At 41.8% G+C, this 20,757-nt stretch carries 15 protein-coding genes; 3 read left to right on the forward strand and 12 right to left on the reverse strand.

The window, feature by feature from the left end; translation table 11 throughout:
* Positions 1–32: 32 nt before the first annotated feature.
* From C9J47_RS11945 to C9J47_RS11960, 4 genes are all read right to left on the reverse strand, one after another.
* Positions 33–1,124 (reverse strand): lipocalin-like domain-containing protein, encoded by a 1,092-nt coding sequence (locus tag C9J47_RS11945; protein WP_107253734.1) that lies wholly within the window; start codon positions 1,122–1,124, stop codon positions 33–35.
* Positions 1,124–3,583: an ABC transporter permease gene (locus C9J47_RS11950; protein ID WP_107253735.1), complete on the reverse strand. Its 2,460-nt coding sequence runs from the start codon at positions 3,581–3,583 to the stop codon at positions 1,124–1,126. The genes C9J47_RS11945 and C9J47_RS11950 overlap by 1 nt, the downstream gene beginning before the upstream one ends.
* Complete coding sequence (locus tag C9J47_RS11955; protein WP_107253736.1) at positions 3,564–4,235, reverse strand: ABC transporter ATP-binding protein; 672 nt, start codon at positions 4,233–4,235, stop codon at positions 3,564–3,566. The genes C9J47_RS11950 and C9J47_RS11955 overlap by 20 nt, the downstream gene beginning before the upstream one ends.
* A 294-nt stretch (positions 4,236–4,529) precedes the next feature.
* Entirely contained in the window at positions 4,530–5,897 is a 1,368-nt protein-coding gene (locus tag C9J47_RS11960; RefSeq protein ID WP_107253737.1) for an MATE family efflux transporter, read from the reverse strand.
* Between the two features lie 214 nt (positions 5,898–6,111).
* On the opposite strand from C9J47_RS11960, the gene C9J47_RS11965 reads away from it, so the two are divergent.
* Positions 6,112–7,572 carry a DUF2867 domain-containing protein gene (locus tag C9J47_RS11965; RefSeq protein WP_107253738.1) on the forward strand — a complete coding sequence of 487 codons (1,461 nt, stop codon included), beginning with the start codon at positions 6,112–6,114 and terminating at the stop codon, positions 7,570–7,572.
* Positions 7,573–7,721: 149 nt separating this feature from the next.
* On the opposite strand, the gene C9J47_RS11970 is transcribed toward C9J47_RS11965, so the two are convergent.
* The 4 genes from C9J47_RS11970 to rsuA all read right to left on the reverse strand — a co-directional run bounded on the left by C9J47_RS11970 (position 7,722) and on the right by rsuA (position 12,598).
* On the reverse strand, positions 7,722–9,314 hold the full coding sequence (locus C9J47_RS11970) for a BCCT family transporter (RefSeq protein WP_107253739.1): 1,593 nt from the start codon (positions 9,312–9,314) through the stop codon (positions 7,722–7,724).
* Positions 9,315–9,650: 336 nt separating this feature from the next.
* The gene (locus C9J47_RS11975; protein ID WP_107253740.1) at positions 9,651–10,304 is read right to left on the reverse strand and encodes a DUF2913 family protein; all 654 of its coding nucleotides are present in this window, start codon (positions 10,302–10,304) and stop codon (positions 9,651–9,653) included.
* A gap of 93 nt (positions 10,305–10,397) precedes the next feature.
* Positions 10,398–11,588, reverse strand: a complete 1,191-nt coding sequence (locus C9J47_RS11980; protein ID WP_107253741.1) for a Bcr/CflA family multidrug efflux MFS transporter — start codon at positions 11,586–11,588, stop codon at positions 10,398–10,400.
* A 311-nt stretch (positions 11,589–11,899) separates the two neighbouring features.
* Positions 11,900–12,598, reverse strand: a complete 699-nt coding sequence (rsuA, locus tag C9J47_RS11985; RefSeq protein ID WP_107253742.1) for a 16S rRNA pseudouridine(516) synthase RsuA — start codon at positions 12,596–12,598, stop codon at positions 11,900–11,902.
* Between the two features lie 309 nt (positions 12,599–12,907).
* Between rsuA and C9J47_RS11990 the strand changes: the two genes are divergently transcribed.
* Entirely contained in the window at positions 12,908–13,402 is a 495-nt protein-coding gene (locus C9J47_RS11990; RefSeq protein WP_107253743.1) for a GNAT family N-acetyltransferase, read from the forward strand.
* Positions 13,403–13,492: 90 nt separating this feature from the next.
* Here the strand turns inward: C9J47_RS11990 and arsA are convergent, their stop codons facing one another.
* The 3 genes from arsA to arsB are packed head-to-tail and all read right to left on the reverse strand — an operon-like array spanning position 13,493 to position 16,734.
* A complete protein-coding gene (gene arsA, locus C9J47_RS11995; RefSeq protein ID WP_107253744.1) occupies positions 13,493–15,265 on the reverse strand; it encodes an arsenical pump-driving ATPase in 1,773 nt (590 codons plus the stop codon).
* Positions 15,266–15,281: 16 nt separating this feature from the next.
* A complete protein-coding gene (gene arsD / locus C9J47_RS12000; RefSeq protein WP_107253745.1) occupies positions 15,282–15,656 on the reverse strand; it encodes an arsenite efflux transporter metallochaperone ArsD in 375 nt (124 codons plus the stop codon).
* A 10-nt stretch (positions 15,657–15,666) separates the two neighbouring features.
* Positions 15,667–16,734, reverse strand: coding sequence for an ACR3 family arsenite efflux transporter (gene arsB / locus C9J47_RS12005; RefSeq protein WP_107253746.1), 1,068 nt, complete (start codon positions 16,732–16,734; stop codon positions 15,667–15,669).
* Positions 16,735–17,059: 325 nt separating this feature from the next.
* Between arsB and radD the strand changes: the two genes are divergently transcribed.
* Positions 17,060–18,823 carry a DNA repair helicase RadD gene (gene radD, locus C9J47_RS12010; protein WP_107253747.1) on the forward strand — a complete coding sequence of 588 codons (1,764 nt, stop codon included), beginning with the start codon at positions 17,060–17,062 and terminating at the stop codon, positions 18,821–18,823.
* Between the two features lie 88 nt (positions 18,824–18,911).
* Here the strand turns inward: radD and C9J47_RS12015 are convergent, their stop codons facing one another.
* Complete coding sequence (locus tag C9J47_RS12015; protein ID WP_107253748.1) at positions 18,912–20,387, reverse strand: cytochrome-c peroxidase; 1,476 nt, start codon at positions 20,385–20,387, stop codon at positions 18,912–18,914.
* Between the last annotated feature and the right edge of the window lie 370 nt (positions 20,388–20,757).

Consider the following 20,757-nt stretch of genomic DNA (forward strand, 5'->3'; position numbering starts at 1 on the left):
CATCATCCTATTGCTTCTTATGGTAAACAAGATTAGTACCCCGTTAACTCCATAAATCCTTGTCCAGAATGGCTACCTACAACCTTGATTGGCCCTTCCCAGTATGGAAAGACAAAAGGTAACCACTGTTCCTTTCGGACAGCTTCCACTTTTAATTTTAAATCTTGTGATCTCACATCTAAACGCCAATTCAGCGGAACATTCTTCCCTTCAACTGACGTATATATAATAGGGGTTAATCGAATATCGCTTGTGCCCAATTGCACCACTCGACCATCAGGCCAACTTCGAGAACCAAAATAAAACGGCAGGGCGTTTTTTTCTCTTACTTGAGAAATCATTAAAGCACTGCCATCATCAAGCTGTATAGAGAACCAATCCCAACCTTGTTGGCTCTTTGACAGCATACTGCTGCTCCACTCTCGATCGTACCAGCCTTTACCGGTCACATTATATTGGATGTCATCGAGTGTAATACTGCCGTTGATATCTAGAAACGGTGCGCTGTAATAATAAGAGGCTATATCATTAGTCGCATGTTTTTTGCTGTAACCGTTTTCACCTTGCAAGACGATTGAACCGACATTGTTAATATCCAACCGTGCAGACATATCGTCATCTTCAAATTCTAATAAGCCAGGAAATGGATCTTGCCCTAATGAACGCCACGACCAGTTATCCAACCATGCACGATATGGCTTTCGCAGTACCCCTGCTTGACCAATACCACCACGAGAAAATCGCTCAGCTTTCCACACTTTTTCATCAGTCGTTATAACAGCATGTGCCATATAAATTTGAGGTTTTTTCCAACCAATCGCTTTACTTTGCTCTAACCCTGTTGCAATACGAAACAGTGTCCATTGAACGGCTATTTGCTTGCCAGCATCGGTTTCAAGATTAGCGGTAAAATACCACCACTCTGACTTGAATGCCGGATGGCTATTATGATCTCGAGGAAAGCTAAGTTCATACCCTTTAACAACCGGTTGATACTCATTGGTATTAGATTGCTTTAATACCTCTGTTGTATTTGAAGAAGACTCACTTTGATCACAACCGACTAGTGGTAAGATCAGCAGTAACGTTACCCAGAAAAAATGTTTTATATTCTGCGTAAACATTAGAACGCCTCTCGTAATGATAAAATAGCGGAACGTTTAACCAATCGCCATACAGGCCATGCTCCAGCACATAGCAATACAAATAATGCAGTGCCTAAAGACATTAAATATTGACTAGGGAAAAAACTAATTGGCATGGTCCAACCAAATGAATATTTCAATACAACATCAATCAATAGCTGAGCTAATACCAAGCCTAAGGGTAACGCCATTAACGCAGTTAATAAGCCAATAACCAGAAGCTGACCGCCGCCAAGAGCTGCCAATTCTCGCCCTGTCATACCCATGCAACGTAATAATGCAAACTGTCTTTGCCGTGACACTTCACCCGCGATGGTCGCGACAAATAGCCCACATACAGCAATGAATAACGTCAATTTACCCAAGGTTTCAGTCACGATAAAAGTACGGTCAAAAACACGCATTGCCTGATTCAATAAGTTGGCATTGTTACTGATTCTTTCTGGCTGCAGACGGAATCTCTCTCCCATTCTGGCCATCAAATCTGTACTGTCGGTATTATCATTCATGTGAATGGCTAACCCAACTTGACCATTTTTAGGCCATAACGCTTGCCATGTTGGTTGAGAAATTAAGACCTGACCGTATGGGTTACCATAATCATAATACACCCCTGTGATTAACCATTTCTTCAGCATGGGTGCTGGTAGGTCAATGATATCGCCCGGATGCCAACCATTTTTGAGCGCAAGCGATTCACTCACCATTACAGCACGCTCAGTATGTAATTTTTCCCAATAATTGGGTTCTACCACTTTAATCGATAAGGCTTTCTTTTCACCTTTACTTGTGCCGACACTCATGGCTTGTAAAGTGCCTGCATCGGTCTGCGTTTCTTTACGCCATTGCCACCAGACCTGATCAACTTCAGGTTGCTCTGCTAACCACTCAGACATACGAGGTGCAACATTCGTTGGCGGACGCACATAAATATCAGCAGCCAATCGCTGATTTAGCCACGTTTCTGTTGTGGTGCGGAAACTGCCTACCATGGTTTCCATACCAATATTAGAGGCTAAAGCCAGCATAAATGCCATCGCAGCAACACCGCGATAACTCAGGCTTGCGGCTGCATCAGAAAAAAACCAACGTAATCGAGCATCTTTGAAAACTCGCCCTAGCCCTTGAAATAACTGCCATAACAGAAATGGCATCATTAATCCTGATGCAATCAAAATGAAAGCAATAAGCACAAACCCAGCTAACTGGCCATGCGGTAACTGATAAACGGCAAAAGCAGCACCAATAAACACACAAGAGAATAAAGCTTGTAAGGCGAACTCTCGTCCAGTTATACGAACAAGTGCCATATGAGTCGCTAAACGTGCCGGCGGTGTATTGATTAAACGCAACATTGGCCAGCCACATGCTAGTAAACTGCCAAATACAGCAATGGCAACACTCGCTAAGCCCCATGTCCAATGCCAATCAATCGACATATTCACATTGGCGCTATAAAGATCATTTAACGTTGCAGCAACCGAAGGAAGTAACTGCTGAGCAAGTAATAATCCCAACAGATTTCCGCCAATTAACCCTAGAATAATCCAAACAATAAGCTCAATGATCAATGCACCGGCCAGTTGAAATCCAGAAACACCAGCTTGCCGTAATAACCCAACTAAAGGTTGACGCTGTGTTAACGATAATGACATGGCTTGATAAAAAATAAATAAGCCGATCACAAACGATAACATGCCCATCGCAAATAAGTTGAGGTGGAATGCTTCGGTTAATGGCTCTAATTTCTCGCTTTGGTGACGCTCTAGTGTTAAACCAGGCGGTAACATTTGCGTTAACTTCGCTAATGCTTTTGGTGACATTTCACCACAGGCTATAATTGAAAAACCAGCACTTGGCTGTAGTTCTCGAATCAATGCCATATCAGCAATCATTCGTGGCCCACCCACGCGATCATCACTTACAACATGTAGTGGCCCGATCTTCCGCCCTGAATCTAATGTCAGTTTATCGCCCTCTTGCACACCAATGTAATTGGCTAGCTGAGTACCAATCATGATTGGGTAAGGCGGTTTCATTATATCCATTAACTGACTTTGATCTTGTACGGTTGTGTGACCTTTAACTAGCGGGAACATGGCAATTGGATCGATGCCTATAATTTCAAAATCGCGCGCTTGATCTGTAACAATGCGGTGTTGTTCTATGGGCATGCAGGTTTTTAAGCCCGCGCGTCGCATTTGAATATAAAAGCCTTGAGGTACTTTAAGCCCTGTTTGACTATTTCGAATACGATAAGGGAAAGGGTTTGCAAAGAGCTGTTCGCCCTGCTGGTAGCTTTCTTTCGCTTGCTGGTTCACGGCCATTACACCGACAAGCAGTGCAATACCCAGCGTTAAACCTAGCCAAACAAGTAATATCTGAAATGGATGACGTTTATAATGCCCCCACAGAGCTTTAGCTACGGGGCTTGACATGTAAGCGTCCTCCTTGAAGACGAATACAACCATTCATATGAGAAGCAACCTGCTCACTGTGCGTTACCATCAGCAAGGTACAATCGAGCTTTTTCGTTAAATTGATAAGCAAACGAATAACCGCACTGGCATTACGTTCATCTAAGCTACCTGTTGGTTCATCAGCTAATAAGATGGTCGGTTCCATGTACAGTGCACGGGCAATTGCCGCTCGCTGTTGTTGACCACCCGACATTTCTTCAGGGTAGCGACCAAGCAAAGGCATAAGATCTAATGCTGAAATGATTTGTCGCCACAATTCAGGTTTTTCTGGTAAATTTTTAAGTTGGCGGCAAAAGCGAATATTGTCGGCAATAGTCAACGTCGGTAATAAGTTGAATTGCTGGAAAACGAGCCCGATATTATGTCGACGAAATGCAGTACGATCACGTTCTGAAATAGAATGAATAGGCACTTTATCCATCCAGATCTCACCCGAATCAGCAGAGTCTAGCCCTGCTATTAGGTTTAATAAGGTACTTTTACCAGAACCACTTTCGCCCATTAGCGCAAGTTGTTCTCCTTGTTTAAGATCAAGCTCTGCGCCCTGTAAAACAGAATGGTGTTCACCGCCATCTTGATAACCTTTGCAGAGTTTCACAAGTCGTAACATCAACACTCACCAAATAAAATAACAACATCATTTATCTTTTGTATAGGTAATGAAATTTACAGTAAAGCCAGACAACGAGAAAGGCTTTTGCGTGTTATCATCATAAATAAATGTAATACGTTACATTTTCGCTTTAAATAAAACGAATAAACTACACTGAATCAACATATTCTTTATTAAATCTTCCACTTCTTCTTATCTTGTATAAATAGCAACTAGAATATGCAACCAGCCTCATTAACCATCAATATCTGAACGTTCTGCTCTGAATCAACATTTCACTGACGACTTTCTTTAAGTCACCAAATTATTCATCCATGCTTTTGATCTAACTCTAATTGTAGAACCAAACCATTTAATAACTTCTTCAAGTGCAAGTAATGCGTAAATCCATTCAAGTGGTAACTTCAACACGAGTGCGCAAAATGCTGTTATAGGAATGCCTATAGCCCACTGTGCGATCAGATCTTGATACAAACAAAAACGAATATCTCCCCCCGCACGAAGCACTCCCACAACCATTGTCATCGGTATACTTTTCAATACAATAGAAACAGCTAAAATCACAAAGAAATGCTCTGCCAGCTCTCTTGTATCACTCGAAATAGCAGAAAAAAGATCCAAAATTGAATCTTGGAGCAATAGCATACCAATGGCGAGAGTAATGCTACAAAGAAGATTAAATATCGAAACAGCCCATGCTTGTTGATAGGCTTCTTCCATGTTGTTTGCACCAAGCTGATTACCAATCAGAACGGCTGATGCATTGGAAATACCAATTAACATCGCAAGTGATAAAGACTCTATTGGTGTCATTATCGATAAAGCCGCTAAGCCTTCAACACCAGCTTGACCAATTATAGCGTGGTAAACAAAAATACCTGAAGACCATGCTAAATGATTAAATGTAGTGGGTAACGATAAGCTTAAAAAACGTTTAACCCGCTGCCACTCACAGACTGCAATCAAGGTTTTAGTCGTAAATGCGAGAAGGTGTTTACGTGAGTATAAATAAGCATAAAGTAAACTAACTTCCACAAGGCCACTGATTAATGTTGCCCATGCTGCGCCAACAATCCCCATTTCAGAAAAACCAAATTTCCCGATGATCAGCACCCAGTTAAGAAAAATATTTAAACCAATACCAATAGCGCTAAAGAAGGTACTCACTCCAGGTTGGTGCATCGCACGTAACCCTACCGCCATACTGATAACCCACGCCATAGCAAACATACTAAACGACGTAATCGCGAGATATTTTGCTCCAAGCGTAATAACGTCTGGCGATTGAGTGGCTAACCCGATCACCTTTTCTGGCATCCAAAAGAATACACAGCCTAAAATCACCGCCGTTATTGTGCTCATTACCCAGGTTAACGCTGTGCCTTGCTTTACCCCTTCTCTGTTTCCTGCCCCCCAGTATTGCGCGGTAAGTAAGGCACCACCAGTACTAACACCAAATAACATAATCACCGCGACAAACAGCGCTTTACCTGCAATACCTATTGCTGCGACTTCTAATTCACCCAGTTGCCCTAGCATCAAAATATCAACAAGACTTCTGCTCGAAAATAGCATTGACTGCAAAGCAATAGGCAATGCGATAAGTAACAAGCGGCGTAAAAAGTCACCACGTAAATGCGATAATGCCAGTGAAAGCATACGGGCCTCGGCAAGAAGTAAATCACCGTCTTAATGATTCAGTGGTCAATAAGAAGTGCGAAGTTAAATAAATATGAAAGACAGAGTAGATATTATCCGCTACAGTTTGAATAGCTATGATTTTTAACAATTAAATGCACATTACTGTCTATGACAAAAATAATTTAATCTCATTTCCTTACACCAACCGTTGCAAGCAAGGAGCATGCATTACATGATTAAAACAATTCTGGTTGTCGGGGCATCAGGTTATGTTGGCAGTCACCTCGTACCAGAACTCGTGAATAGCGGTTATAAGGTAAAGGCAACAGGACGCAGCTTAAAATTACTTAAGAAGCGAGGCTGGGGTGCAATTCCCAATATTGAGCTACATGAACTTGATTTAAGTAAAGATACTGACCTCAAACCGCTTCTTGAGGGTGTTGATGCCGTATTCTTTCTTGTTCATGGTATGAACCATGGTCATGATTTTATCGATATTGAATTGGGGGCCGCTCGGCACTTTAGCCAAGGGTTAAAGCTCAGTAATGTAAAGCGTGTTATCTACCTTGGTGCGCTTCAATCTGACTCGAGTGATTCTAAACATTTGCTTGCACGTAAAATGACGGGTGAAATCTTACGTGAAAGCGCGATTCCGGTTACTGAATTACGTGCGGGTATCGTTATTGGCCCAGGCTCTGCGGCATTTGAAGTGATGCGAGATTTCGTTTACCACTTGCCGATAATGCTAACACCTAAATGGGTAAAATCGCGGAATTCTCCGATCGCTTTACACAATTTACTCCACTACTTATTAGAGCTACTTAAATTTGAACCTACGCGACATCAAATTATGGATGTTGCAGGGCCAGAACCATTAACCTATGAAGCTCAAATGCGTTCATTGGGCAAATTAATGGGAAAAAATATCCACGTTGTTCCACTCAGTTTTCTCACGCCTACAATGGCCGCCTATTGGCTAAAAATTATCACCTCTGTGCCCACCAATATCGCCAAAGCATTAATCGGTGGATTACGTTTTGATTTACCTGCTGATGGCACTGCGATTCAATCTTTAATCCCCCAGCATCTATTGCCCTACGATGAAGCGGTTAAAGAGGCACTTCGACAAGAAACTGAAGTGGTTCGCAGTGAAATTTGGGGGTTTGACCCCGACGCCCTTGCCCGCTGGCAAACAGGTTACGGCTACTACCCCAAACAAGCGGGATATACATTAAAAACCGACGCAAGTGCAGAAGACCTTTGGCGTCAAGTTCAATTAGTGGGTGGTAAAGAAGGATATTTTTTCGCTAACAGTTTATGGCAAATTAGGGAATGGATGGATTTTGCCATTGGAGGTGATGCATTAAAACGTTATCGGCGCGATCCGAACACCTTGGAACAAGGCGATAAGATTGATTCGTGGAAAGTCATTAAGCTTGTACCTAATAAATTTCTATCGTTATTGTTTGGTATGAAAGCCCCAGGACTTGGACGCCTTGAATTTACCATTGAAGATAAAGGAGATCATCGAGAAATCGATATTCGCGCTTGGTGGCATCCTGAAGGGTTTTCTGGCTTGTTGTATTGGTTCGCCATGATGCCTGCACATTTATTTATCTTCAGAGGCATGACTTATGCCCTTGTGAAGCGCTGTAAAGCAAAAGCTCAAGCTGGTAATCATGAAACGATTTAAGCTGCTGTTCGTTAGCCAACTCAATAAATTTGAGAATTTAACCTATCGTACATTTCACCAATAAATAGCAGATATAAAAAAAGAGGCGAATCTATCGCCTCTTTTTTCATGCTTTATCAACGCCTTAAAAGGAATCGATATGTGACCGATTATGCAGCTTGTAATGCTTTCTCAGCAATACGTTCATTCTGCATCTTGGTCATTTTAATCGCAGCTATAGGACCAGTTATCAAGGTCGCAGCGATGATGAAGGACACTGGCACCGCTGTAATCACAATAAAGGATTGCAGTGCATTCAAGCCACCATCACCAGCAAGTAATAATACAGCTGCAACCGCACCCATAATAACAGCCCAGAATATACGCTGCTTACGGTCCGGTTCATTATCGCCAGACACAACCATTGCGATAGAATACGCCATGGAATCGCCTGTCGTCACAACAAACGTTGTGGTCAATACCAAGAATGCTGGCAACAAAATACCACTTAATGGTAATTGCTGAAGCGAAGCCAACAGTACAGCAGGTAAACCAGCATCATTTAGTGGACCAGAAATGATTCCGGGAGTTTGTAACTCAAGGAAGATACCTGTACCACCCAATACGGTGAACCAAAAGTTAGTCACAATCGGTGCGCCAACAGCAACAGCCAATACTAACTCACGAATACTACGACCTTCTGAAATACGCGCAATGAAGATTGCCATCATTGGTGCGAAACCAATGAACCAGCCCCAGAAGAACCATGTCCACCACACGTTCCATCCCGGTGTGCTATTAGTCAAACTCATCGTTGGCATGTGCTGTAAGTAACCAGCAAACGCGTTACCAAACTGTTCAAAAATAAACTGTGTTGGACCTAAAATAAGGATTGCTAATAACAAAGCAAATGCGCCGATTACGTTCAAACGGCTTAGCCACTGTAAACCTTTATCCATACCTGATGCTGCAGATATAGCACAAACAGAAACAACGGCACCTAAGATCATTAGCTGAGTACTACTGTCATTTTTAATGCCAGTAAGCACTTCTAGGCTATAGCCCATTTGTGATGCTAAGAAACCAATTGGACCAATCGTACCTGCTGCTACTGCAATAATAGAACATGCATCAATAACAGCGCCAAACCAATGATTTTCAAGGCGGTTACCCACTAACGGGAACAACAATGCACGTGGACGCAGTTTAATACCATGGTTATGGTGTGCATACATCAATACAATCGTTGCTAACGTACCCAGTACAGACCACGCTAGAAAGCCCCAGTGTAAAAAGCTTTGGCTTAATGCGGGAACAACAGCTTCAGCTGTAGAACCAACGATACCAGGGTAGCTTGGTGACGGTGTAATGAAGTGATAAATAGGTTCGGCCGCAGACCAGAAAACGCCACCACCAGCTAATAACGTACACATGATCATCGCTAACCAGCGAAATGTACCAATGGTAGGTTTGGTTTCAACACCCATACGGGTTTTTCCGTAACGGCTTACTGCTATACATAGGGCTATGGCAAAGTTAACAACCATTAACCACTGCCACCAGAAGCCAAATTGTCCGGCTGCTGCTGAGAATAATTCTTGGATCAAGAGTGTAAAACGGGGAAGATCAATAAGGGCAGCCAATAAGAAAAGGCTGATAAAGCCAATCGTTAGTGCTGGAACGAGTTTACCGTCAATACGACGCTTTGAGTTGCTTGATGTTGCTGTAATATCTTTGCCAATCTGGCATGCATTGCTTTGCATAAAATACTCACGGTGTGTGTGAGGGGCGTCACATTAGCAGCATGATCATTATTATTCCAGAGAAAAATACGTTTATTTTTAGTCACTAAGCGATTTATATCTGTGGATAGCATTCCAATATTATTTAAACCATCTTCGATATCAGATAGTTAGAACACTCATTATCATCACTTTCATAAATTAACTCACTTCACATTTCTTATACCGCCCCAACACCTAGACTGTCTACTTTTTCGCCCACCAAGCGATTAAAATGCAAGCAGGGATTGGTAATAGAAAAGCAAAAAAATGGACCCGATTGGGTCCACTTTGATTTGTACTCTAATGAATTCACACTTATAGGTTGCGTGTTGGCAGTTCTGGCAGGTGCTCACCATTATTAGCTGGGTATATTACAAATTCTCCGTGATACTTCACCTTCGACTTGTAATCTGTCACTTTAAAAAGCAACAAGCCAGATGCAAATGCAAGATCAATAAACGGTTGAATGTTTCCTCGCACATACAAAGATAATGGCTTTACCAATTCACCCTGCTCGTCAAAGGCATTTTGATACTGCTTACTGCACACAACTAATGATGCCTGTCCGTCTGTAAAGTGTGTCACCTTACGGTTTACTTCGAACTCTGTAGTGATAAGCCAGTCAGCATGCTCTAGCGCAGCATAAAACGCCTGAAGTGTTGCTTGTGTTGCACGCTTTTCTTTACCTTCCGCATTTACCACACCTGAAAATGTTTCGGCTAAGCACTCAAAATTCAATTTCAGTTGGGCGTTTTTTCCCATACTGCGACCTTGCTGTTGCCACATCATTAAGGTTTTTACAACGCTACGATCAAAGCTTTGTTGCTTAATCGATTTTGTTACCCATGCATTCAAGTAATGCGCTTCACTTACTGGGTTTCGCGGTGTTTTACCTGATGCTTGTGATGATTCCAGCGTATTCAAGCCGATAGTGACTACTTTGTAGATTTCTTGAGAAAAAATTGCCATGTTATTCCTTTGTACAAGTGCTTAATCATGGCTGTGATTAAGCACATATCATTTTTATATCTTAAGCTTAAGATTCAACTGCATTGTTAAAGATTATGCATTTTTTGCAAGTAACCAGTAAAACGCAGCAGATAATACAGCACACAGTGCCATTGTTGCTGCCATTGGCCATACAGTCGAATTATGTAATAAGGCAACAATACCACTTACCACGGTACCCGTACCAAAACGTAATGTACCGGCTAATGAAGATGCAGTACCTGCCATATGCGGGTATTTAGATAATAAACATGCCATGGTATTACTACCAATGATCGAAATAGTACCAACGAAAAGCATGACAGGAACAACGACTCCCCACAAGCCAAGATTAAACACTTGCCCAACGATAAGCCCGATACCAGCAATAAGCTGAATAACCAAACCAAAACGTAGCATCCAATGTGATCCTACCTTTTTCACCATTCGACCATTTATACTTGTCATCAAAATTAAGCAAAGTACGTTAAGGCCAAATAAGTAACCAAAGTTTTGGGTACTAACATGGTAAATATCGATATAAACAAACGAACCAACGGTAAGAAATGTAAACATACCAGCGAAAGAGAAACCGCTACAAAATACCAAACCAACAGCCGTTGGTGTGGTCATTAGCCTTGCATAATTTCTGAACGTTGAACCAATATGAAAAGGTAAGCGCTTTTCAACCGCCAGTGTTTCTGGAATTTTCCATACCACAGCAATAATAACCAATACAGCACATGTCGCGAGCAACCAGAAAATAGAACGCCAGCCAAACCAAATTGACATATAACCGCCAATCATTGGTGCTGCAAGTGGCGCTATCGTCATTACCAAGGTAACAAAAGACATAGTACGAGCAAACTCATCGCGCTCAAACATATCTCGCACTAAGGCCTGAATAATCACGGCAGCAGAGGCACCAGCAAAACCTTGTGCTGCACGGAACCACATAAGCTCATGAATATTTGTGCTTAACGCACTCATCACCCCTGCAATGGTAAAAAACACAATACCAATAATAAGAATAGGACGACGACCGTAACTGTCAGCTAATGGTCCGTGTAGTAATTGTCCGATAGCAAAACCAGCAGTATAAGCGGTTAATGTAGCTTGAACTAAGCTTGGAGACACCATCAAATCTTTAGCGATCACAGGCATCGCAGGTAAATACATATCGATAGCAAGCGGGGTTAACGCTGCAATCGCACCCAAAATAATAATAAGTTGCAGGCTCAGTCGTTGACTGTCTTGTTGGGTCATAATTTCACTATTGTATGTGCCATCGAGAAAACAGCAGAATGGAAGATAAAGAAAGTTATTGTACGATGAATAGACGTTTTTGATTCTTTCCTATTAGGAACAGATAAGTTTCTATTTTATGCAGCTTTACTCAATACTAATGAATATTCGTAACGAAAAACACTAAACATTACGGTATTCAATTAACGTTATACCCAAGCGAGCTCAAGATACTGGATTCAGAGAAATATTGAGGTAACTTGAGTACACGTTATAAAAAAACATAACAAGATAGGAAGCCTACGTTATGCCTTAGATTTTAGTTAAATACATTACTTTTTCAGAAAAGAAGCAATCTCTTCATCTGTTAAACGACGGTATTCGCCTGGTTCTAAGTTTTCATCTAGAACAACAGCACCGACTTGCTCACGGTGAAGACCAACAACTCGGTTACCTACAGCGGCAAACATACGCTTAACTTGGTGATATTTACCTTCAGTGATCGTCAGTATTGCTTCACGCTCACCTAAAATTTCTAATTTAGCTGGACGAGTAATGTCTTTCTCACCGCGTAGCTGAACACCCTCTAAAAACGTTTGAATCGTTTCTTCAGGAACAGGATCTGCCAACTCAACGTGGTATACCTTTTCACAAACATGACGAGGCGAAGTCACACGGTGTGACCATTGGCCATCATCGGTTAATAATGTTAACCCTGTTGTATCACCATCTAAACGCCCTGCAACGTGCATTTTTTCAGGGCTTATTTCATCGAACAAAACGAACACTGTTGGATTATGGTCATCCACATGCGAACACACAAAACCTTCTGGCTTGTTCAGCATGAAGTATTGCGGCCCTTGTAAGGTTAATTTTTTGCCGTTAAATTCAACATCGCAATCGTCGGTGATCTTCAGTGAAATGCTCTTAACAACGTCACCATTCACTTCAATCATTTTGTTATTTAATAGTCTACCGGCTTCTTTACGAGTAATACCTAAAGTGGTAGCTAAGAATTTATCAAGCCTCATTACTGGCTCCGCATGTATCAAAAGGGACGGCATTATAAAAAGCTCGCGTCTAACTTGCATTAAAAACTTACGAATTCTAGCAAACTAAGTGAAATTCAATTCTTTGAGACAAAGTTTTCATCTTTTTTTACGATCTATAACTAAGCTCAAAAAGCTGAACATTTTTGTTATATATAGGTCTTATAACAATAGACTCATGACACAGTTGTTACGTATAACCTGTATGCTACTAACGTTACTCAAGAACCAAAAAAGAGTAATACTGGTTACTAATCAAAATAATGATACGCCTTATAACAAAGGTCTAATATGAATATATCTCTTGTTGCGCCGAGCTCGTCGTCTGTAGACGTGCTAATGAAACTCATTGAAGAACTTTTTGCATATGAAGCTCTACCTAAAAAAATAGAGCAGACTAATCATGCAGTTAACCAACTGCTTAGCAACCCGGAACTTGGACAAGCATGGTTGATTGAAGTTGAGCATGAAGGTGAGAAAATCATTGCGGGTCATATCATCGTCAGCTACAGTTTTAGCCTTGAGCACGGTGGACGTGTTGGGCTTATCGACCAATTCTACCTAAAACCTGATTGGCGCCAACAAGGTATAGGTACAGAGTTAATTCCACAAATTGAACATCAAATAGCGCAATCAGGAATCCATGCGCTGTCCTTAGAAGTAAATATCGGTAATGCTGGTGCTCGTAGCTTCTATGAAAGACATGATTTTGTTCCTCGTCGGCAGTTTTGTATGATGACAAAAGTCATTACTCCAACTGAAGTGCCGTTGAACATCGCATCATAGCCTCACGACACCACTGCATTGATTACCCATACATAAAGAAAGAGGCGAATCATAGGATGCGCCTTTTTCATTTTGCATGTGTACCGTTAATTACGATGCACAACAGAGTGCGTGTAAGGCTTTGGTGCCAATAGGCTCAACATTCTGTAATGGTACCACCGCCAATCGTTGACTGTGCTGAGCTTGTACTGCTTCAATATACGGTAGTTGCTGTGCCGCCCTTTCTTGCATCAATGCCGCTGTCAGTGGCGCCTGTACCAACGCATGATTCACAACCCACGCCCACGGTGAAATTCCTGCACGTTGTAAATCGGCTTGCAAACTCACCGCTTCTTGTACCGGCGTCGGCTCTGCCAATGTGGTAATCACAACTTTAGTTAATGCTGGATCTTGCAGTTGCATCATCGGCGTCGTGAATTGCATGCCTTTGTCACCCATTTGGCGTGACACTTCTTTATGGTAAGCACCTGTCGCATCAAGCAACAATAAAGTATGCCCCGTTGGCGCGGTATCCATCACCACAAAGCGCTTATTCGCATCACGAATCACACGAGAAAATGCTTGGAACACGGCAATTTCTTCTGTGCACGGTGAACGTAAATCTTCTTCCAGTAATGCTTTGCCTGCCTCATCCAGATTTTTACCTTTAGTCGCCATCACGCGATCACGGTAACGCTGGGTTTCAACCTCAGGATCAATACGGCTCACCTCTAAATTCGCTAACGAACCGCTTAAAGTTTCACTCAAATGCGCAGCTGGATCGGAAGTGGTTAAATGCACATCGTGACCCCGTAAGGCCAGTTCTGTTGCCAATGCTACAGCAATGGTGGTTTTCCCTACCCCGCCTTTGCCCATCAGCATCACTAAGCCATGACCGGTTTCAGCTAGTTCATCCACCAAAGTATCCAGGTGCGGGTAGGCATCCTGTTGGATCGTCGTGACGTCAGACGCTGACGACTCACTAGCACTCTCCACCGAGGTTGAGACTAAAGCACGCAAGCTATCTAAGCCCACAATATTGCTCGATAACAAAGGTAATCGATCTTGTGGTAGCCGCTGCAAGCTTTCAGGCATCGCCACCAGCGCATGTTGTTCACGCTGATACACCGCCAACGCCAGCGCATCATTATCGATAGCCGCTTCGGGATATAAGCCATTGATCGCGAGGTACTGTTCTTTTAAACCAATATCCCCCAACTCAACATGCGTTCGCGCGACTTCTTGTAACGTCGATGCTTGTGCACGTGCCACCAAAATCAAACGCGTTTGCGCCTTATCTGACAATGCATCCACTGCTTGCGCATATTTTTCACGCTGTTTATCAAGCCCAGCCAGTGGGCCTAAACAAGATGCATCCCCCTGCCCGTGCTCTAAAAACTCATTCCAAGCACCCGGTAATTGCAGTAAGCGAATAGTATGGCCCGTTGGGGCGGTATCAAACACAATATACTGATACGTTGCTTGCAAGGTTTTGTCAGTCAGCAGGGCCGTAAATTCATCAAATGCGGCAATCTCAGTCGTGCATGCCCCAGATAACTGCTCTTCGATACTGTTGACGACCGCTTCTGGTAACTTACCACGCACTGGACCTACAATTTTCTCACGATATGCCTGTGCAGCTGCCTGTGGATCAATTTCAATAGCAGACAAATTCTCGACATGTTGAATCGGGGTGATCTGATTACCGATTTGGGTATCGAACACTTGACCGACATTCGAAGCCGGATCGGTGCTCACTAACAACACTTTATTGCCTTGCTCTGCTAACGCCAATGCCGAAGCACACGCCAGTGATGTTTTGCCGACACCGCCTTTACCCGTAAAAAACAGAAACGGTGGAGGGGTATGTAAAAATCCAATCATGACACAGCCCTTTTGATTAACACTTACATGAAGATGAACAACATGATGTTGAAGTAGATACATCCACTGATGTTTCAGAAGCAGTAACGTTAAGCCCAGCCCAACACATTAATTCCTCACGTGTGGCATAGCGCCCTGTTAATACAACTTGGTCGTTCACTAATGTCAATGGCAAACCTTCTGCACCTGCTGTTTCTAGAAATCCTGCCACGGCAGCATGCTCTACAAATGCCATTGGTTGTTGCGCCAAATTAAAACGCTCGATGTCCACATTTTTCGCTTTTAGCCAATCCACATCGGCAGAAAAAGCCACCAGTAATGCATCAACATCCGTCCCGCAGACACCACTTGAACAACACATCGATGGATCAAAGACTTGAATACTTTTCATCTTATTACTCCTAGCTATTCGCGTTATTGGTTTGCACTTGACCTTTGGTCACGTAATTGTTTTTCATTTTTAGCGTGAAATTCACCAAGGCAATCAGTACTGGTACTTCCACCAATGGACCAATAACCCCTGCAAATGCTTCCGGTGAGTTCAAACCAAACACTGCTATCGCAACAGCAATTGCCAATTCAAAGTTATTACCTGTCGCGGTATATGCTATGGATGCATTCTTATCAAATGGCACTCCCATCTTTTTCGCGGTAAAAAAGCTGATCAAGAACATCAATACAAAGTAGATAACCAATGGAACAGCCACCAGCACAACTTGCATTGGTAATTCAACAATCATCTCGCCTTTCAAGCTAAACATCAGAACGATGGTGGCTAATAGTGCAATTAACGTAATAGGTGAAATAGCAGGAATATACTTCTCGGTATACCACTGCTCACCTTTCTTCGCGACCAATACCTTACGGCTAAGAAAACCAGCAATGAACGGAATACCAAGGTAAATAAAGACACTTTTTGCAATTTCACCAATCGATATGTCTACCAACTGACCTTTCACGCCAAAGTAGGGTGGCAGTACTGTAATAAATAACCATGCCATAAAACTGTATGTCACGATTTGGAACACACTATTCAATGCCACTAATGCCGCAGCGTATTCTTTATTGCCGCCACCTATGTCATTCCATACCAGCACCATTGCGATACAACGTGCTAAACCGATTAAAATAACGCCTGTCATTAGGCTTGGATGATCACCTAAAAAGATGACTGCCAACACAAACATCAAAATTGGTCCGACTAACCAGTTCATCACAAGTGACAACGTAATGGCTTTCTTATCTTCCAGTACCTTACCCATTAAGCTGTAATTCACTTTCGCTAATGGTGGGTACATCATCAAAATAAGACCAATCGCTAGTGGTACATTTGTTGTACCAACCGACAGCGATGCATTCAAGTTCGCAATAGCATCAGGAAAAGAAACACCCAAAACAACACCCACAGCCATCGCTATGAATATCCACAATGTTAAAAATCTATCGAGAAAACCTAGTTTAGGTTGCATATGAGCCTCACTCACAACATGAACATCAATTAATAATCGTTAATCGTCGAAATGCGATTTAACAAGTTACATAAATACAAAGCCATCGCCTTTTAACGATTAATATACGCCTTTCCCATATTTGATCAATCGTTAATTGACGATTGACGATTGACGATTAACGATTAACGATTAACGATGATTGTGACTCAAAGACTATCAGAATCATCTTCATTCACTTCCATCGTTCCTCAATATTTTACGCAACCTTAGCACTGCTTTCTTATCGCCATCCGCCTTATTTATCGTTACACTGATAACCTGTTTTATGTGCATTATCGAGTTTATGTATACCCTTCGTCCTTACCAACAAGACAGCGTGAAAGCCACTGTTCACTACTTTCGTAAAAACACCAGCCCAGCCGTTTTAGCATTACCTACCGGAGCAGGTAAAAGCCTTGTCGTGGCTGAACTAGCACGTATCGCTCGTGGTCGAGTATTAGTGTTAACGCATGTAAAAGAGCTTGTTGAACAAAATCATGCAAAATATGAGAGCTATGGCTTAAAAGCCTCTATATTTTCTGCTGGGTTAGGACGAAAAGAAACAGATCAACAAGTTGTGTTTGCCTCGGTGCAATCAATGGCCAATAGTTTAGAACTGTTTGCTAATGAATTTTCATTACTAGTGATTGATGAATGCCACCGAGTGCCTGATGATGAAAATAGCGCGTATCGCCGTGTAATCACTCATGTTCAAACTATTAACCCTGGCATCAAAATTCTAGGGTTAACGGCAACGCCTTATCGATTGGGTACTGGGTGGATTTATAAATACCATACCCGTGGACAGGTAAAGACTGAACAAGAACGCTTCTTTCGTGATTGCATTTTCGAGCTACCTATTCGTTATCTGTTGGATGAAAATTTCCTAACAGAACCTAAAGTGATGGATATGGCGGTTATCGGGTACGACTTTTCTAGCTTAACGCCATCTGCATCGGGTAATTATCGAGAATCAGATTTAGACAGTATTATCGAAAAATCATCCCGTGCTACACCTATGATTATTGAGCAAGTAATTGATTATGCAAAAGATCGTAAAGGTGTGATGATCTTTGCGTCTACCGTTAATCATGCTCAAGAAATTCTGGGATATCTTGCGCATGAAAATGCAGCATTGGTTGTTGGCGATACACCGTTAGATGAACGCGACCGCATTATTAATGCATTCAAACGCCAAGAAATTAAATACCTTGTGAATGTATCAGTACTCACTACAGGGTTTGATGCTCCACATGTCGATTTAATCGCAATATTACGTCCAACAGAATCCATCAGCTTGTATCAGCAAATAGTCGGACGCGGCTTGCGCTTGTCTGAAGGTAAAGAAGATTGCTTAATCTTGGAATATGCCGGTAACTGCTACGACTTGTATCAACCTGAAGTCGGCGATCCTAAGCCCAACAGCGACAGTGAAGTGATTATGGTTCCCTGCCCTGCTTGCGGATTCAATAACAGCTTTTGGGGTAAGCTCGATCCCGCTGGATTTTTGGTTGAACATTATGGTCGTCGTTGCCAAGGGTATTTTGAAGACGATGACACAGGTGAACGCGAAGAATGTGGTTACCGTTTTCGGGCTAAGTATTGTGAAGAATGTGGCGCAGATAATGATATAGCTGCTCGTCGTTGCCATCAATGTAATGCGGTAATGGTTGATCCAGACAAAAAGCTGCGTGATGCATTAAAATTGAAAGATGCCATGATCATGAAGTGTACAGATTTTCGTTTAGAGCCAGGAAAAAACAAATTTGATAAACCCCAGCTTAAAGTAATTTATGTGAGTGATGAAGGGGCTGAAATTAGCGAAGTATGGCCACTTTCGAACAAAACGCAAAAAGAGAATTTTTTGAAGAAATTCATTAACCCTCACCTTGTTGATCGCCATCGCCCGTTTACTGATACTGCGCCAACAAAAGTGGCAAATAACGAACACCGCTTACGTCCACCAGAAATTGTTATCGCGAGAAAGAGTGGTCGGTTTTGGGCTATTCGAGACAAATTATTTGATTTAGACCAATATCAAAAAGTCGAAGTACCAGCCACGTCATAGCTTATTTTATAGGGTAAAAATCTGAACATTGGGCACTGTCGGTACCCAATGTTCGCAGTACTAAATTAACGCAGAATTAACCCTCTTTTTATCTCATATATCGGCTTGTGATAGATTCTCTATAATCATAAATAGGTGCTTCCGGTTCATAACTTTCCTCATCGTTATGATCTAAACGACTTTTATCATAGGTATATGGTAGATATACACTTGGTGGTTCAACGTCTGTTGTATCGGTAAGTGTTTTCAGATACGAGACTATTGCAGCCTCCTGATCAGCATCTAATCGAAGATTACCAACAGCAAACCCCGCGAAGTTTTCATTGATCTCAGGAGCTGGCCAACAGTTTTCTGCTATAGCTTGTTCAGCCGTTATATACTCGTTAGAACATGTTGCTTTCACAGTCGCCGTATTATAAAAATGGACAAGCTGCTCTAACGATTTAAACCAACCATTATGGGTATAAGCTTTAACAAAATATGGGGATGGTCGTTTATCAACATTACGCAATGTTGGTACTTTATGTTCACCTAAATGATCACTATTCGAGGTTGTGGCAAATAAGCCTACATCCGGTGCTGGGTCATTAGGTATTTTATGATTTCTTGGTACCCCTATGTTGAAGTAGAAATCATTGGTATAACGTTCAAACTTGCCAACACCATTATTATTCCCGCTCTGGTGGCAAAAGAAGCACCTAGCTTGACCATAAAAAAGATCATGTCCTTCATTTTCCTGATCAGTAAAATCATCAAACGGAAATAATCCATCATAATCATTTTTTAATGCTAAATCTCTTTTAGAGTCAAAGCGGTTATTATCGCTAGACATTTGCCAAGCAGCTAAAGCGACCGAAAATCTCGCAAAGATCTCATCCACTTGACTATAACTACAGTAAAGGTGCTCTCCCCAAGCATATTGGTATAACTGCCTACCCCATGTAGTACCTCTAACCTGTGTACATACCTTAAACTTATCTTCCTTAGCCTGCTCAAGTGGGTTAATAAATGGGCTTGCATGGGCTTGATCAGCAACGGGACCTAAATATTTTTTATACATCGTTTCGTATTTGCTATTTAGACCCGCAAATACATCAATATTATGTACAGTTTCAATTAAATCACCTTCAGCACGACCATTCCAGAACGCTCCACCACACGGTGCAGGAGCAAAACCAGGACAAGCCACGTCAAAAAGTTTCAACCCTTCAGGGTCTCCCACCTCATTTAAAAATTGGGCATATTTATTTGTAGGTGGTTTGAGGTTACCAACTTGAACGCCATCAGACCCTGTTACAGCAACTTGTCCAAGGTTTGTATCAGAATCACCGTTAGTACCACCAGTACCAGCAGTGTGGCACGTAGAGCACGACATATTTCTACTTAACGAGATTTCTTCAAAAAATAAACGCTTACCCATTTCCTCCAGATATGTCATATCCTCATCGGCTGCATTTGCTGTACTAGGTAAAAACCCAACACCAACTATTAGACCTATAACAGCACTATAATGCTGTATGCTTTTTTTCTTTTTTAGCATTGTATTATTTGATATATTACTCATCACACCCACCAGATATTTACTAACACCCAAAATAATTGATAATAATTAATAACAGCACCAAGCCATTCACCAAAATAAAACCAACAGATTGAAATTAGCATATTTAGCCACTTAATCTGACGTCAAAAGCTGCGATTCTCACACAAAAGACAATATTCAAAGTTTAATAATTACCAAACAACACCTCTTGGTAAAGCTTAATATTAAAAAACAAATGCAATGAATAAAACCACCTAAATATCAACCATATAAGAGCAGTATAACTATGAGCCCATCAAATTTAATTATAGTATCAACATTAATATCACTTCTTATCACTCAAACACCCCAATCATATTCACGACAGAATAATAAATACAAAGCATTAGAA

The organism is Photobacterium indicum (assembly GCF_003026215.1).
Taxonomy (GTDB): domain Bacteria; phylum Pseudomonadota; class Gammaproteobacteria; order Enterobacterales; family Vibrionaceae; genus Photobacterium; species Photobacterium indicum.